Below are 13,338 nucleotides of genomic sequence, written 5' to 3'. Positions count from 1 at the left end.
CGGGACGACGGATCCATCCGTCCCGCGGGGGGGTGTACGGATGCGCGCCCGGGCGGTAGTTTGCGACCGCCGATGTCGACCCGTGCTCTTCGTGCGTTCCTCCTCCTGGCGTCCCTGTCCACGGCGGCCCACGCCGCCTCGGAACCTGCTTCCGGGGTGACGGCCTCGCCGGTGCTGCCCACCCTCCCCACCCAGGAGGTGGCCCCCGCGCCAGCGCCAGAGCCCCGGCGCACGGTGCTGCTCCTGGGCGACAGCCTCATCGCCACGGGCTTCGGGGAGTACCTCCAGACGCAGCTCTCCGCGCACCCGCGGATCCGCTGCGAGCGCCGGGCGAAGTCGTCCACGGGGCTGGCGCGTCCGGACTTCTTCGACTGGCTGGAGGTGGGCCAGCAGGAGGTCCAGCAGCACCAGCCGGACGTCGTGGTGGTCATCCTGGGAGGCAACGACGGACAGGCCCTGCACACCAAGGTGGGCCAGGCCACCGTCGCCTGGGGCAACCCGGACTGGGGTGAAGGCTACCGGCAGCGCGTGCAGGAGTTCACCACGGCCATCTCCGCGCCGGGCCGGAAGATCATCTGGTTGGAGCTGCCCGCGACGGGCCGTCACCGCTTCGAACAGAAGCTCGCGTTGATCCGCGGCCTCCAGCGCGAGGTCATCACCGCCCGCGAGGACGCCGTGCACCTGGACACCCGGCCCTTCTTCACCGACGCGCGCGGCCGGGCGCTGAACAAGGCCCCCGTGGAGGGCTTCCGCAAGCCCATGCGCCTGCGCATGACGGACGGCGTGCACTTCACCGTGGCGGGTGGGCGCTACTTCGCGAGCAAGGTGTACCCGGAGGTGCTGGGCGTGCTGGGGCTGGAGCCCGGGCAGAAGCACACCGCGCGCCCGGCCGGGGGGCCTACGCCGGCGCGGCAGGCCCGCGCCGCTCCGTCGTCACCGTGACGGGACGGCCCGGGCTTCAGGAGTGACCGGACCAGGAGGGCTCGCTGCCCGCGTCCGGGCGGAGCCTGCGGACGGCGCGCAGCAGCAGCTCCTCGTCGCGCGGGTTGGCCAGGAAGCCCCGCGCGCCCAGCTTCCGGGCCCGCTCGAAGCCCTCGTCGTCGGACGTGCCATGCACGATGAGCGAGCCCTCGATGTGGACCTCGCCCGCGAGCAGCCCCTCCATGGCCTGCAGGGGCGCGAGCACCACGTCGTTGTCGCGCGTGTGCAGCACCTCCAGCGGGGTGGCGACGCGGGACGTGATGCCGTTGCGCGCCAGCGTCCGCGAGATCAGCACCGCGGTGACGGGCGGCCAGCCGTAGAGCATCAGCGGTGGACTGGGCACCGCCGGGCGTTGGGGCTCCGGCGCGGACCCGGCCGCGTCGCGGATGCCATAGAGGGCGCTGAGCGCGCGGGACAGCGCGCCGTCGGAGGCCAGGTGCGGCTCCACGCGGGCCTTGCCGGACACGGCGCGCACGTCGTCCACCGCGTCCAGGGACAGCGGCGCGGGCACGGCCAGGTGGAGCACCTCGCGGTCCTCGCGCTGCTCCAGCCCGAGCGGCACGACACCGTACTGTCGGGCGATGCGCGCGGGCACCAGCGCGGTGAGGGAGCGGTCGAGCGGGTGCCGGTCCAGGTCCACCGCGTCCACGTCGAACTGGACGGCGAGCCCGCGCAGGACGTCCGCCTCCGTGCACACGCCTTCGCTCACCAGCGCGCGTCCCAGGGGGACCCGGACCTCGTGATGGTGCACGAGTCCCAGGCGGAGCTGGCCCCTGTCGACCACTCCAAGTTCCAGGAGGATTTCCCCCAACGGGCGTCTGGTGCCGATTTCCATGCCTTCTCAACGTGGCAACCCGACCCGCGCGCGACGACACCCGGCCGTGCGCCCGCCTGCCCGCTCGCCCTCATCGCGCGTGAAGGGGAGGGGGCGGCGGGGAGCCGGGGCCCTGCTACCCGCGCGCGGGGAAGAGGGCTTCGTAGGCCTCCGGCCGGAAGCCGACGGTCACCGACGTGGGGGGTGACGAGCACGGGCCGCTTCACGAGCTTCCCGTCCGCGGCGAGCCATTCCACCAGCTCCGCGTCGGAGGCCGCGTCGACCTTCTCCTTGCCCAGGGCGCGGTAGCTCTGGCCGCTGGTGTTGAGCCACTTGCGGACGGACAGCCCGCTCAGGGCAATCCACAGGAGGAGCTCCGAAACGGTGGGGGGCTGGTCGACGATGGGGCGCGTCCGGTAGGAGACGCCGCGCGCCTCCAACCATTTTTGCGCCTTCTTGCAGGTGTCACACCCGGAGTACGCGAGCACGAGGATGTCTTCGGACATGCGCGGCTTCTAGCAGACCCGACGCTGGCGGGACGCGCGTGCTGGCATCCATGGATCCTCACTGGGAAGAGTGCACATGAACCGCTCACGAAACCGCTCCGTCGCCCTGTCCGTCCTTTGTGCATGCCTGGGCGCGGTGGGGTGCGCGGGCGACGCCAGGCCAAACGCGGAGGTGCCCTTCGTGCCCGGCACTGACTCATTGGGAGGCGGCGACGCGGGAGCCCCGGAGCAAGACGCGGGACCCTCCGGGGACCGGGACGCGGGTGGCCCCAGAGACGCCGACGCGGGGCAGGCCGACGCGGGAGCCCCGGACGCGGGCTCCTCCGGAGGCACGGACGCCGGCACGTCCGACGGTGGCCTGACGCTCCCCACCAACGGCGGCACGCAGGTCACTGGCACGATGCCCGTGCGCCTGACGCTGGCGGGCTCTCCCTACCGCGTCGTGGGCAATGCGCAGTACGTCGTCACCATCCCCAAGGGCCAGACGACGACGGTGGAGCCGGGCGTCGTCATCGACTTCCAGGGCAACCCCGACGTGACACAGGCGGACGTGCGGGACGGGGCGCAGGACGTGATGAACCACCAGGACGGCCGCGTGGAGCTGCGCGTGTATGGCCGCATCCTGGTGCAGGGCACCGCGCAGGCGCCGGTGACGCTCACCTCCACGAACCCCTACGGCTGGTGGGGCATGAACTTCTTCGGGGACGCGTCGAAGGGGACCGGCCACCCGTCCTTCGTGCACATGGTCTTCGAGAAGGTCCGCAAGAACGAATACAACGGTGACCGGGACCGCACGCGCGGCGCGCTCTGGGCGTACTACCCGGGGCCGGTGACCATCCAGCACTCGCTCTTCCGCGACAACGAGTCCTCCGGCAAGTGCGGCGCGCTGGACCTGATGTTCACCGACGGCTCGGTGGTGACGGACACCGTCTTCGAGAACAACCGCACGCTCGACGTCGACCGCTTCGCCTCCGGAAACGGGGCCACCTCCGGCGGCGGCGCGATGTGCGTCACCCACGGGCGCAACTCCACAGTGCGCGGCAACACCTTCAGGAACAACACGCTGTCGGCCTTCCGGGGCAGCCACGCCAACGCCCTCGTGTCGCGCACCTACGAGGTGTGGCCCAACGGCTCCAATCACTACGACCTGGGGGGCGGGGGGGCGCTGCACTACTTCCAGCCCGACAACGACCTCATCGAGGACAACCGCTTCGAAAACAACACCGCGGTGGGAGGCCCCGGCGCGGCCCTCTACCTGGAGGACGTGCCCAACGCGGGCGTCACCTTGAAGGGCAACCAGTTCATCGGCAACCGCGCGGGCGCCGGAGGCGTCATCGTCTGCAATCGCGGCAGTGGCACCGGCGTCGAGTTGGTGCTGGGCGCGGGCAACACCTTCAGCGGCAACACCATCAACGGCGCCGTGGCCCCGCAGGTGACGGGCGACTGCGCGCGCTAGCCACACCGCTGAAGGGGCCAACACGCCGGTCGCCGACCCTTCCGCCTGGAGGGCGGACGGGCTGCCGTGCCCCCCGACCTGCCCCGGTGTACGTCGAAGCGCATCCTTCCGGAGACCGTCACACCCGGAGGTCTTGGACGCATGGAGGGCACCCGCGCGCAACCCATTCCCCCACTCGAAGGGGCGCTGGACGACGTGCCCACGAAGCGCCGCCGGGGCTGGTGGATTCCGGGCGCGCTGTTGCTGGTCGCGGTGCTCGCCTTCCTCTTCTCCCGGCACGCGGAGGAGAAGGACTTCCTGGACCTGCTGCGCCAGGCCCGGCCCGGTTGGTTGCTGGTGGCCGCCGCGTTCCAGGTGGGCACGTACCTGTGCGTGGCGGGCATCTGGCGGACGGTGCTGCGCCGCTCCCGGGTGCGCACCTCGCTCTGGTCGCTGACGCGGCTGTCGCTGATGAAGCTGGCGTTCGACCAGGTCATCCCCACCGGCGGCGTGGGCGGCTCGCTCCTCGTCGGGCGGGGCCTGCGCCGCGAAGGCGCGAGCGCCGGCACCGCCGCGGGCGCGGTGCTGCTGACGGTGCTGTGCTTCTACGTCGCGCAGGCGCTGGGCGTGGGCGTCAGCCTCTTCTTCCTCTGGCGCAGGGCGGAGCTGAGCGAGTGGATCCAGTGGCTCGTCACCGCCTTCGGCGTGCTGGCGGTGGCCATCCCCGTCGGCATCCTCTGGGCGACGCGGCACCGCGAGTGGAAGCCGGGCCGCTGGGCGAAGCGCATCCCCTCGCTGGGCACGATGCTCAAGGCCATCGCGGAGGTGCCCCCCGGCCTGCTGCTCGACCCCGGCCTGCTCGCGCGCGGCGTCGCCCTCCAGTTGGGCGTCTACGTGCTGGACGCGGCCACCCTGGGCGCGATGCTGCTCGCGCTGGGCCAGGAGGCTTCGCCCAGCACCGTGTTCGTCAGCTTCATGGTGGCCTCCATGGCGGAGACCGTGTCCATCATCCCCGGGGGCGTGGGCACCTACGAGGCCGCGTCGGTGGGCATGCTCAACCTCTTCGGCGTCCCCGTGGAGGCCGCGCTCGCGAGCACCCTGCTGCTGCGCGGCTTCACCCTGTGGCTGCCGCTCGGGCCCGGCTTGTACCTCCTGCGCCACACCTTCCGCGGGGGCCCCCCGGCCGGCAGGCAACCGGGCTGAGCCGACTGGCGGACGTCGCGGACCCCCAGGCTTCTCCGCGCGCCGTCGCGCCCGCCGCCGCTTCCCGTCGCCGCCCGGGTGCGCGATGGTTCGCGTCCGTGGACACCGGAAGCGGGGATGAAGCGCGGATGAACCAGGGCCCGGCGTTGTTCCTCCATCCCGGTGTGAAGGTCCGGCCCTGCGAGTGGGGGATGGGCGTCTTCACCGATGCCTTCATTCCCGCGGGAGCGCTCATCGAGGAGTGCCACTACCTCAAGGTCCCCCAGCGCCAGTGCCGGGGCGAGCCGCTGGACGACTACGTCTTCGAGATCCGCTGGCACCGCCACGAGAATCCCCGCGAGGGGGACTGGGTCGCGCTCGTGATGGGCTACGGGATGATCTACAACCACGCCAACGACCCCAACGCGTCCTACAGCCGCGCCGTGGACCTTGATGTGTTCCGTTATCACGCACTGCGGGACATCCACCCCGGTGAGCAGATCTTCATCAGCTACGGCGAAAACTGGTGGACCGCGAGAGGCGAGGAAGTCCCTCCCTGAGTCGCATCTGCACCGTGTGCGTACCTGACAGGTGCGTTCCCACCTCATGCTCCGTGGGGTGGTGAGGTTCCTCTTAAGGAATGGCGAAACGGGCGGAAATCAAATCCCCGCTGAAAGCGTCGGCCGCAAACAGTAGGATACGCTCGCCTGTGCGCCGGTCATCAGGCCGCTCGGGTGCGAGGAATGCCAGACACCATGTCACTGCGTCGTTTCTACCTGTCCTCCGCTCTCGTGATGTCCGCTTCCGCCTGCACCGGCAACATCGGTGGCGCGGATGAGACGCCGGAGAGCGCGGCGGCTCCCGCGCGCGTGCGTCGGCTGACGCGCGAGGAGTTCAACAAGTCCGCGTCCTCCGTGCTGGGCACCCCCGTCGACATCGCCCAGGGCTTCGCGGCCGAGGACACCATCCTCGGCTTCTCCACCCACGAGCGGCTCCAGGTGACGTCGCTGCTGGCGGATCAGATCGACACCGCCGCGCTCACGCTGGCGGAGCAGGGCAAGTCACAACTCAGTGACTTCTACACCTGCCCCAAGAGCGTCACCGCGGACGACTGCGCCAGGTCCTTCATCCAGAGGGTGGGTCAGCGCGCCTTCCGCCGGCCGGTGACGGCGGAGGAGGAGGCGGACCTGCTCGCGCTCTTCAACGCGGGCAAGCAGGGCGGCAGCATGAGCACGGGCGCGGAGCTGGTGCTCCAGGCGCTCTTCTCCTCCGCGTCGTTCCTGTACCGCACGGAGCTGGGCCCCGACTCCGCCCGCAAGGGCCAGGTCGTGGAGCTGACCCCCTACGAGGTCGCCTCCGAGCTGTCCTTCATGGTGACCGGCGGTCCCCCGGACGCCACGCTGCTCGCCGCCGCCCAGGCCAACACCCTGTCGTCGCCCGACGAGCGCGAGAAGCACGCGCGCCGCCTGCTCCAGACGCCGGAAGCCCGCCTGAAGCTGCGCCAGTTCTTCATTGAGTGGCTGGGCATTGGTGGCCTGAACAAGGTCAACAAGAACAACCAGGTGTACCCGGACTACAGCGTGGAGTTCCGCGACTCCATGGTGCGGGAGCGCGACGCCTTCATCGACTTCATCGTGAAGGACCACGGGGGCTCCGTGGAGGAGCTGCTCAGCGCGAACTACTCGTTCGTGGATGAGACGCTCGCGAACTTCTACGGCGGCCTGGAGCGCACCAACGTGGACGACGAGGGCATGGGCCGCGTCACGCTGCCCCCGGAGCGGCTGGGCATCATCACCCAGGCGGGCGTGATGTCCACCTACGCCCACTTCGACTCGTCCTCGCCCATCAAGCGCGGCAAGTTCGTGCTCACGCGGCTGCTGTGCCGCACGGTGCCGGCGCCGCCCGCGAACGTGTCCACCATTCCCCCGGCGGTGTCGGAGAACGCCACCACCCGCGAGCTCTTCGCGGCGCACACCGACAACCCGGCCTGCGCCAGCTGCCACAAGACCATCGACCCCATGGGCTTCGGCATGGAGAACTTCGACGGGCTGGGCCAGCACCGCACGGAGGAGAACGGCCGTCGCGTGGACGCCTCCGGTGGCGTGGTCGCCCCGGACGGCACGATGACGCAGCCCTTCACGGGCGGCGCGGAGCTGGCGCGCCACCTGGCGACGAACGACGAGCTGGTCAACTGCGTGCCCCTGCAGCTGGTGCGCTACGCGATGGGGCGCGACGAACACGCCTCCGACGCGCAGATGCTCGACGCCATGCGCACGGGCACCTATCGCCAGGACCATCTGAAAGTCACCGAAGCGCTCGTCGGTCTGGTGCGCTCGGCTTCCTTCACGCAGCGGCGTCTGCCCACCCGTTGAGCCAGAACCCCATGCCCCGCGACATCTCCCGACGCAGCCTCCTGAAGCTCCTGTCCGGCACGGCCATGGCGGCGCCCTTCGCGCACCTGCTCACCAGCTCCGTGGCCGAAGCGGCGGACGCCGCCCCGTTGCGCTTCATCGCGCTGTTCACCCCCCACGGCGTCCTGCCCGAGTACTGGACGCCCAAGGGCGGTGAGACGGACTTCAACATCGACTTCGAGAACTCCGTCCTCCAGCCCCTCCAGCGCCACCGCTCCAAGCTGCTGGTGCTGGACGGCCTGGACTACCGCGTCCTCTACGAGCACGGCCGCACCGGCCACGAGGGCGGCCCCGTCACCTTCCTCACCGGCAGCGAGGTGGTGGTGGACAGCGGCGACGAGCTGCCCGGCGGCCCGTCGTTGGACCAGGTGATTGGCAACACGGTGGGCGGCTCCACCCAGTTCCGCTCCCTGCAGCTGCACGCCTTCGAGCAGTTCGGCGCCCAGCACGTCTACAACAGCATCAGCTTCACGGAGAACGGCTCGCGCGTGCCGTTCGAGCTGAACCCCGCCAACGTCTACAAGCGGCTCTTCGGCAGCATGGGCGGCTCCAGCGCGGAGGCGCAGGCCATCCTGTCCAAGCGCAAGAGCCTGATGGACTTCCTCATCAAGGACGCCACCCGGCTGAAGAAGCGGCTGGCGACCGCGGAGGGCCGGAAGCTGGACACGCACCTGGAGGCGCTGCGCGACATTGAGCGGCGGCTCACCAACGTGGGCGCGCTGGGGTGCGTGAAGCCGGAGGCGCCGTCGGAGGCGCTGAGCGACCTGGGCAACCTGGACAACATGCCCGGCCTCACCCAACTGCACATGGACCTCATCGCCCGCGCGTTCGCGTGTGACCTGACGCGCGTGGTGACGATGACCATCCCCGGGCCGTCCATGCCGTGGATCGACATCCCGGAGGACATCCACAACGACATCGCGCACCGCACCGACACCCAGTCGCAGCCGGAGCGCACGGAGATCCGCCTGCGCATGGTGCGCGTGCAGCAGTGGTACTCCGAACAGCTGGCGCTGCTGATGGACAACCTGGCGGCCATCCCGGAGGGCAGCGGCAGCGTGCTCGACAACACCGTCATCCTCTGGGGCAACGAGCTGGGGGACGCGGCCGGCCACATGAACGTGTCCATCCCCACGGTGCTGGCGGGCGGCGCGGGCGGCAAGTTCCGCATGGGCCGCTATCTGGCCCTGCGCCCCAACGACCGCGACCCGCTGGGCAACTGGAAGGGCCCGGGCAACCCGCTGCCCGGCGCGGTGGAGCACAACAAGCTGCTCACCTCCATCGCCCAGGCCTTTGGCATCAACGTGGACCGCTTCGGCCACCAGGACTACACTGGCACGCTGAGCGGCCTCACCTGACGCTCACGGGCCGCCCACGGCCCTCCAGCCCCCTGCCTTCAAGGGGGCTGAAACGACAACGGGAGCGGGCCTGGTTTCTGGCCCGCTCCCGCTTTCATTTCCGGACTTCGCGTGAAGCGGTGGGGCTACCCGCCGAGCGCGCCGTTGATGAGGGGCGCGAGGATGCTCATGCCCGCGTCCTCGTTGTTGTAGTTGTTCGCGGGCTCGTAGATGCGCACGCGCTGGTTGCCGTTGATGAAGCGGTTCAGGAACACGTCCATCGACACGAACTCGCTGTGGCAGGCGTAGGACTGCCAGGGGCTGGAGGCGTACTCGTACCAGTACTTCTTCTCCATCTTCTGGCAGGCGTGCGCGCCCACGAACGTGATGATGGTGCTGCAGTGGCTGGCGTTGATGGGGCGGTGGTGCGGGATGAAATAGCTGAAGTTGTTGTACTTGTTCAGCTCGTTCACGAACGCGTCCTGGTCCTGCTTCCAGTAGGCGTGCACGGAGGCCTGGTCGTTGGGCGTCTTGAAGCGCTCATAGGAGTAGCGCGAGTAGTTGTAGTCCCGCGTGTAGCCCGTGTACGCCAGCTGGTCGTTCGGGAACTCGGTGGCCACCATCTTGTTGATGGTGCCCATGTCGTTGATGTTGAAGCTGGCCGGCAGCAGGCTGAACACCGAGTCCAGGTTCCACGACGAGCGGATCTTGTCGTGCAGGGGGCGCGACAGGGAGTTGCTGTTCGGCGCCATGAAGATGGGGCCGGAGTCATTGAGCAGGTAGCCGCGCGCCGGGTTGATGGCCTTGCGGATGAAGTAGTAGCCCGCCGACGTGGACGTGCCGCCCGCGCTGTAGCCCGTCACCAGCAGCTTCTGCACGTTGGTGAAGTTCTGCTTGGCGTAGTTCGCCGCGGCGATGGTGTTGGTGTAGCCGGAGTGGTGCCACACGAGGGGCGCCTGGCCGCCGGTGGTGTCCGTGTACGTCTTCACGTTGTTGCCGACGTGCACGTCGCCCGTGCAGTACGGCAGGTAGACGATGTTCCAGTCCTTCGTGGCGATGTCCTTGCGGTCACGGAAGGGCAGGCCCGGGTCCGCCCCGTTGACGATGGGGGACACGTACTTGGCCGTGAACTGCGTCATGTAGTCGTCGGGGATGCCGTTGGGGTTCGCCGCCCCCAGGATGCCCGTGCGGCCGCTACAGGAATCGTAGTCCCAGCACGCACCGCCACCTTCCATCATGAACAGCAGGTTGGGCGACGACGTGCGGTGCACGAAGAACTTGTACTGCGAACCGTTGCCGCACTTGGTGCCGGGCAGCGTCACCTTCTGCCAGTTGTAGGTGTTTCCGCCGTCCACCAGGACGTCGACGATGCCTTCCACCAGCACCTCGGCGCGAGCGGAGCTCACGGGGGCGGCGAGGGCCAGAAGGCTCATCCAGAGAAAACTTCTCATGCGGCTTTCCTCCACGGGGGGTTGGGTTTCGGCCGGGGATGATACGCTTTGTTTATCAGCCGGAAGCAGGGAAGCAGGGCATGAGCTGAAAATAGTGAATTTCACGGAGGGCGCAGCTTTCCAGCGGGGAGGACTGGAATTGCCGCCTCGCGTCAGGGATTGAACAGTCTTTGCCGCGTCGCGCCATCTGTCTCATGTATCATTTGCGCACCGCGTCGCGGTGGCCGCGTGAATGGGTTGCGGTGGGCGTCAGGCGCGCGGTATGGCCTTGGGCATGAGCACGCATGCGCGGTGGAAGCTGCCCCTGGCCTCGGCGGGTGTCCTGGTCCTGGCAATGGGCGCCTGGCTGACCCTGGGAGGCCCTCCCGCGGACGACACCGGGGCGGCGCCCCCGGCCGCCCCCGTGGCCATGACGCCGGTGCAGGGCCCCGCGCCCGTCTTCAGCGGGGGGGCCGCGGTGCCCCGCATGCAGGACGGCGGGCTGGACCTGGTGGGCGCGGCGGCGGCCCAGGTGCAGGCGGAGGCGCCCCCGGAGGAGCCCTCCGGCCCCTACCCGGTGGACCTGGAGGCCCTGCGCGCGAAGCTGCCGGACAACCTGTACTGGGAGACGGGCGTGCCCACGACGGAGCCGGCGGAGCTGCGGCGGCGCGCGGAGGTGGAGGCGAAGTGGAACACCCTCTTCGGCCGGGTGCAGTCCAACGAGGCCACGGTGGAGGAGGTGCAGCAGCACTTCGAGCACCGCCGCAAGGTGTCCGAGGACGCCATCACCTTCGCCACCACGATGCTCGCGGACTACGGCGACAAGCTGCCGACGCAGGACAAGGGCCTCCTGGAGTTGAGCGTGCGCCTGCACCGCGCGCGGCTGGCGGAGATCCCCCGGCAGCAGGAGGACGCGCTCGCGCGCCGCGAGGCCCATGCCCAGCGGCAGCGCGAGTGGCGTGAGCGCGGCGGCGGCCGTCAGCCCTGAAGGGCGTCCACCGCCCCCGGGAAGGTCCGGATGAGCGGGGAGCGCACGGCGGCGGAGGCCACCCACAGCTGGTGGGAGGAGCGGGTGACGGCGACGTGCAGGCGGCGGCGGGCCTCGTCGTCCGCGGGGTAGGCGCGGGCCGTCACGTCCGGCAGGACGACGTAGTCGAACTCCAGCCCCTTCACGTTGTCCACGTCCGTCACGTCCACGCCGGGCTCGAAGGAGAAGTCCCCCTCCAGCACCAGCCGGGCCCAGGGCATCTCCGCGATGACGCGGTGGAAGGATTGGGCGGCCTCCCGGCTGCTGGCGATGACGCCCACCGACGCGTGCGGCTCGCGCAGCACCAGGTCGCGCAGCGCGTCGCCCAGGAACAGCCAGGCCTGGGCCTCGTCGGGGAAGTGGTGGAAGCCCACGGGCGCGCCCTCGCGGCCGGCCTTCGCGGGGGAGGCGGGGGCCTGGGTGCCCAGCACGTGCTGCGCCAGCTCCACCACGGGGCGCGGGCAGCGGTAGGACACCTGGAGCCGGCAGGTGGCGGCGTCGCGGATGCCCAGCTCCTCCAGCGCGGCGTCCCAGCCGGCGAAGCCCGCGGTCGTCTGCTGCATCTCGTCGCCCGCGAGCGTGCAGCTGCGACTGTCGCCCAGCAACTGCCCCACGACGAAGAGCTCGAAGAGGGAGAAGTCCTCCGCCTCGTCCAGGACGACGTGCGCCAGCCGCTCCGCGCCCAGCGCGCCCCTCTGCGCCTTGAGGAACATCAGGATGGGCAGGTCGTCGAAGTCCAGCGTGCCCGCGAGCGCGTCCGGCGTGTCGGCTTCAATCGCCTTGCCGTCCACGGTGGCGAGCCGCTCCTCGTCGTAGTCCCGGTACTGGCGCTCCAGCGGCACGGCCGTCTGGAGCTTGGTGTGCTCCACCGTCTCCGCCACCACCGTGCGGGGCAGCTCGCCCTTCGCCTCCGTCACCACGGACTCCAGGAAGGCGCGGTCCATGAAGGCGTCCGCCAGCCGGATGCGCAGCCGCTCCAGGGTGAGGGGCTGCGCGCCCTTCGCCCTGGGCAGGCTCACGCGCTCCGCCAGCCTGTGGCGCAGCACGGGGTGGCGCTTGAGGCGTGAGACGAGCGCGGGCGTCTCCGGGGCCAGCTTGAGGCCCGGCACGCTGAAGGCCGAGCGCGCGGTGCTGAGCGACCAGGCCTCCAGCGTCTCCACGGACACCTTGCCCAGGCCCAGGGGCGCGAGCAGCCGGCGCGTCAGCCGGGCCAGGCCCTCCTCGGGGACGACGACCTTGGTGCGCGCCTGGGGGAACTTCTTCGCGTCGTCGAAGGCGACCTTCGCCAGCCGGTGCAGCGCCACCGTCGTCTTGCCGCTGCCCGCGCTGCCCAGCACCAGCAGCGGCTGCTCCGGCCCGGTGCTGACGGCCGCGTACTGCTCCGCGTCCAGGAGCGCCGTCACGCCGAAGGCGTCCTCGACGTGCGTGGCGCCCCGACCCACGCCCAGGGCGCCGGGCCGCGCGGCGGTGCCGGTGCCGCCGGAGAGCACGGAGGACGCGTCGCGCCCTCGCGCGTGCCAGCGGCCCTGCGCGTCGCGCTGGAGCAGGTGGGGGCCGGTGCTGATGCGGGTGAGGACGCCCTTCTCGATGATGACCAGCCGGCGGGCCTCCACCTCGCCCTCGGAGAGCCGGTCTCCGAAGTACTCCTCGTAGGAGTCGCCCTCCTCGTAGTTGTAGAAGACGCGGGCAACGGGGGCGAACCTCCAGTCGATGACGCGCACCCCGGCGGCCAGGTTGGCGAAGCTGGTGCGGCCGAGCAGGTAGTCGCGCTGTCCGGTGGGGCCCGCGAGGCGCAGGTGGGCGAAGTAGGGGGCGTTGCTGTCCGGCAGGGGCACGACCTCCTGCCGCTCCAGCATGGAGCGCACCTCGTTCATCTGGGTGAAGACGTGCGGCAGGTCCGCCGCGTGCGCGGTGGTGGCGTCGTCGCGCAGCACCTGCAACTGCGCCATCAGCCCCCGCGTGTCCAACGTCCGCTCCGCGGCCAGACGGCGCGCCTCCGCGAGGGCGTGCTGGACCCGCGCGAGCAGGGCCTCTTCCTCGGCGATGAGCGCGAGCGCCTCCGTCGACAGCTCCTGCTCCGGGCCGGCCATGTCCCTTCCTTTCGCGCCGCGCGAGGAGGCCGGCGCCACGCCGGTCTCCCATGCGCGCATCCAGCTTCGCGGCGCGTGCAAGTTGACGTCTGGTTCATCCCCGGTCAACCCGTTGGATTTTCGGG

The 13,338-nt window shown here is 70.4% G+C and carries 10 protein-coding genes and 1 pseudogene; 7 read left to right on the top strand and 4 right to left on the bottom strand.

The genetic code is table 11. The features are described 5' to 3' along the window. Nucleotides 1-72 precede the first annotated feature (72 nt). Nucleotides 73-942: a DUF459 domain-containing protein gene (locus OV207_RS25500; RefSeq protein WP_267557714.1), complete on the top strand. Its 870-nt coding sequence runs from the start codon at nt 73-75 to the stop codon at nt 940-942. Between the two features lie 16 nt (nt 943-958). Here the strand turns inward: OV207_RS25500 and OV207_RS25495 are convergent, their stop codons facing one another. Together OV207_RS25495 and OV207_RS25490 are read right to left on the bottom strand one after the other, a co-directional pair. Further along, nucleotides 959-1,816 carry a general secretion pathway protein GspE gene (locus tag OV207_RS25495; protein ID WP_193347793.1) on the bottom strand — a complete coding sequence of 286 codons (858 nt, stop codon included), beginning with the start codon at nt 1,814-1,816 and terminating at the stop codon, nt 959-961. Nucleotides 1,817-1,931: 115 nt separating this feature from the next. Next, nucleotides 1,932-2,301 (bottom strand): annotated as a pseudogene (locus OV207_RS25490) (Spx/MgsR family RNA polymerase-binding regulatory protein). Nucleotides 2,302-2,377: 76 nt separating this feature from the next. Between OV207_RS25490 and OV207_RS25485 the strand changes: the two are divergent. The 5 genes from OV207_RS25485 (at nt 2,378) to OV207_RS25465 (ending at nt 8,687) form a co-directional block, all read left to right on the top strand. After that, nucleotides 2,378-3,757, top strand: coding sequence for a right-handed parallel beta-helix repeat-containing protein (locus tag OV207_RS25485; RefSeq protein ID WP_267557713.1), 1,380 nt, complete (start codon nt 2,378-2,380; stop codon nt 3,755-3,757). Nucleotides 3,758-3,898: 141 nt separating this feature from the next. Further along, complete coding sequence (locus OV207_RS25480; RefSeq protein ID WP_267557712.1) at nt 3,899-4,939, top strand: lysylphosphatidylglycerol synthase transmembrane domain-containing protein; 1,041 nt, start codon at nt 3,899-3,901, stop codon at nt 4,937-4,939. A gap of 128 nt (nt 4,940-5,067) precedes the next feature. Continuing rightward, nucleotides 5,068-5,478 (top strand): SET domain-containing protein, encoded by a 411-nt coding sequence (locus OV207_RS25475; RefSeq protein ID WP_267557711.1) that lies wholly within the window; start codon nt 5,068-5,070, stop codon nt 5,476-5,478. A gap of 195 nt (nt 5,479-5,673) precedes the next feature. Next, the gene (locus OV207_RS25470; RefSeq protein ID WP_267557710.1) at nt 5,674-7,290 is read left to right on the top strand and encodes a DUF1592 domain-containing protein; all 1,617 of its coding nucleotides are present in this window, start codon (nt 5,674-5,676) and stop codon (nt 7,288-7,290) included. Between the two features lie 11 nt (nt 7,291-7,301). Then, complete coding sequence (locus OV207_RS25465; protein ID WP_267557709.1) at nt 7,302-8,687, top strand: DUF1552 domain-containing protein; 1,386 nt, start codon at nt 7,302-7,304, stop codon at nt 8,685-8,687. Between the two features lie 125 nt (nt 8,688-8,812). Here the strand turns inward: OV207_RS25465 and OV207_RS25460 are convergent, their stop codons facing one another. Continuing rightward, entirely contained in the window at nt 8,813-10,099 is a 1,287-nt protein-coding gene (locus tag OV207_RS25460; RefSeq protein WP_304503338.1) for a pectin acetylesterase-family hydrolase, read from the bottom strand. A 292-nt stretch (nt 10,100-10,391) separates the two neighbouring features. Between OV207_RS25460 and OV207_RS25455 the strand changes: the two genes are divergently transcribed. Then, nucleotides 10,392-11,084 carry a hypothetical protein gene (locus OV207_RS25455; protein WP_193347799.1) on the top strand — a complete coding sequence of 231 codons (693 nt, stop codon included), beginning with the start codon at nt 10,392-10,394 and terminating at the stop codon, nt 11,082-11,084. Here OV207_RS25455 and OV207_RS25450 read toward each other — a convergent pair. Further along, the gene (locus OV207_RS25450) at nt 11,075-13,213 is read right to left on the bottom strand and encodes an ATP-binding domain-containing protein (RefSeq protein WP_193347800.1); all 2,139 of its coding nucleotides are present in this window, start codon (nt 13,211-13,213) and stop codon (nt 11,075-11,077) included. The genes OV207_RS25455 and OV207_RS25450 overlap by 10 nt on opposite strands. Between the last annotated feature and the right edge of the window lie 125 nt (nt 13,214-13,338).

The organism is Corallococcus sp. BB11-1 (assembly GCF_026626625.1).
GTDB classification, from domain to species: Bacteria; Myxococcota; Myxococcia; order Myxococcales; family Myxococcaceae; genus Corallococcus; species Corallococcus soli.
The sequence above is the reverse complement of the archived record's forward strand: the minus strand, read 5'-3'. Positions and strand labels throughout refer to the sequence as shown.

Coding starts and splice junctions, on each gene's coding strand:
- OV207_RS25460 (WP_304503338.1), bottom strand. CDS start 10,099: ATGAGCCTTCTGGCCCTCGCCGCCCCCGTGAGCTCCGCTCGCGCCGAG.
- OV207_RS25475 (WP_267557711.1), top strand. CDS start 5,068: ATGAACCAGGGCCCGGCGTTGTTCCTCCATCCCGGTGTGAAGGTCCGG.
- OV207_RS25480 (WP_267557712.1), top strand. CDS start 3,899: ATGGAGGGCACCCGCGCGCAACCCATTCCCCCACTCGAAGGGGCGCTG.
- OV207_RS25450 (WP_193347800.1), bottom strand. CDS start 13,213: ATGGCCGGCCCGGAGCAGGAGCTGTCGACGGAGGCGCTCGCGCTCATC.
- OV207_RS25500 (WP_267557714.1), top strand. CDS start 73: ATGTCGACCCGTGCTCTTCGTGCGTTCCTCCTCCTGGCGTCCCTGTCC.
- OV207_RS25455 (WP_193347799.1), top strand. CDS start 10,392: ATGAGCACGCATGCGCGGTGGAAGCTGCCCCTGGCCTCGGCGGGTGTC.
- OV207_RS25465 (WP_267557709.1), top strand. CDS start 7,302: ATGCCCCGCGACATCTCCCGACGCAGCCTCCTGAAGCTCCTGTCCGGC.
- OV207_RS25495 (WP_193347793.1), bottom strand. CDS start 1,816: ATGGAAATCGGCACCAGACGCCCGTTGGGGGAAATCCTCCTGGAACTT.
- OV207_RS25470 (WP_267557710.1), top strand. CDS start 5,674: ATGTCACTGCGTCGTTTCTACCTGTCCTCCGCTCTCGTGATGTCCGCT.
- OV207_RS25485 (WP_267557713.1), top strand. CDS start 2,378: ATGAACCGCTCACGAAACCGCTCCGTCGCCCTGTCCGTCCTTTGTGCA.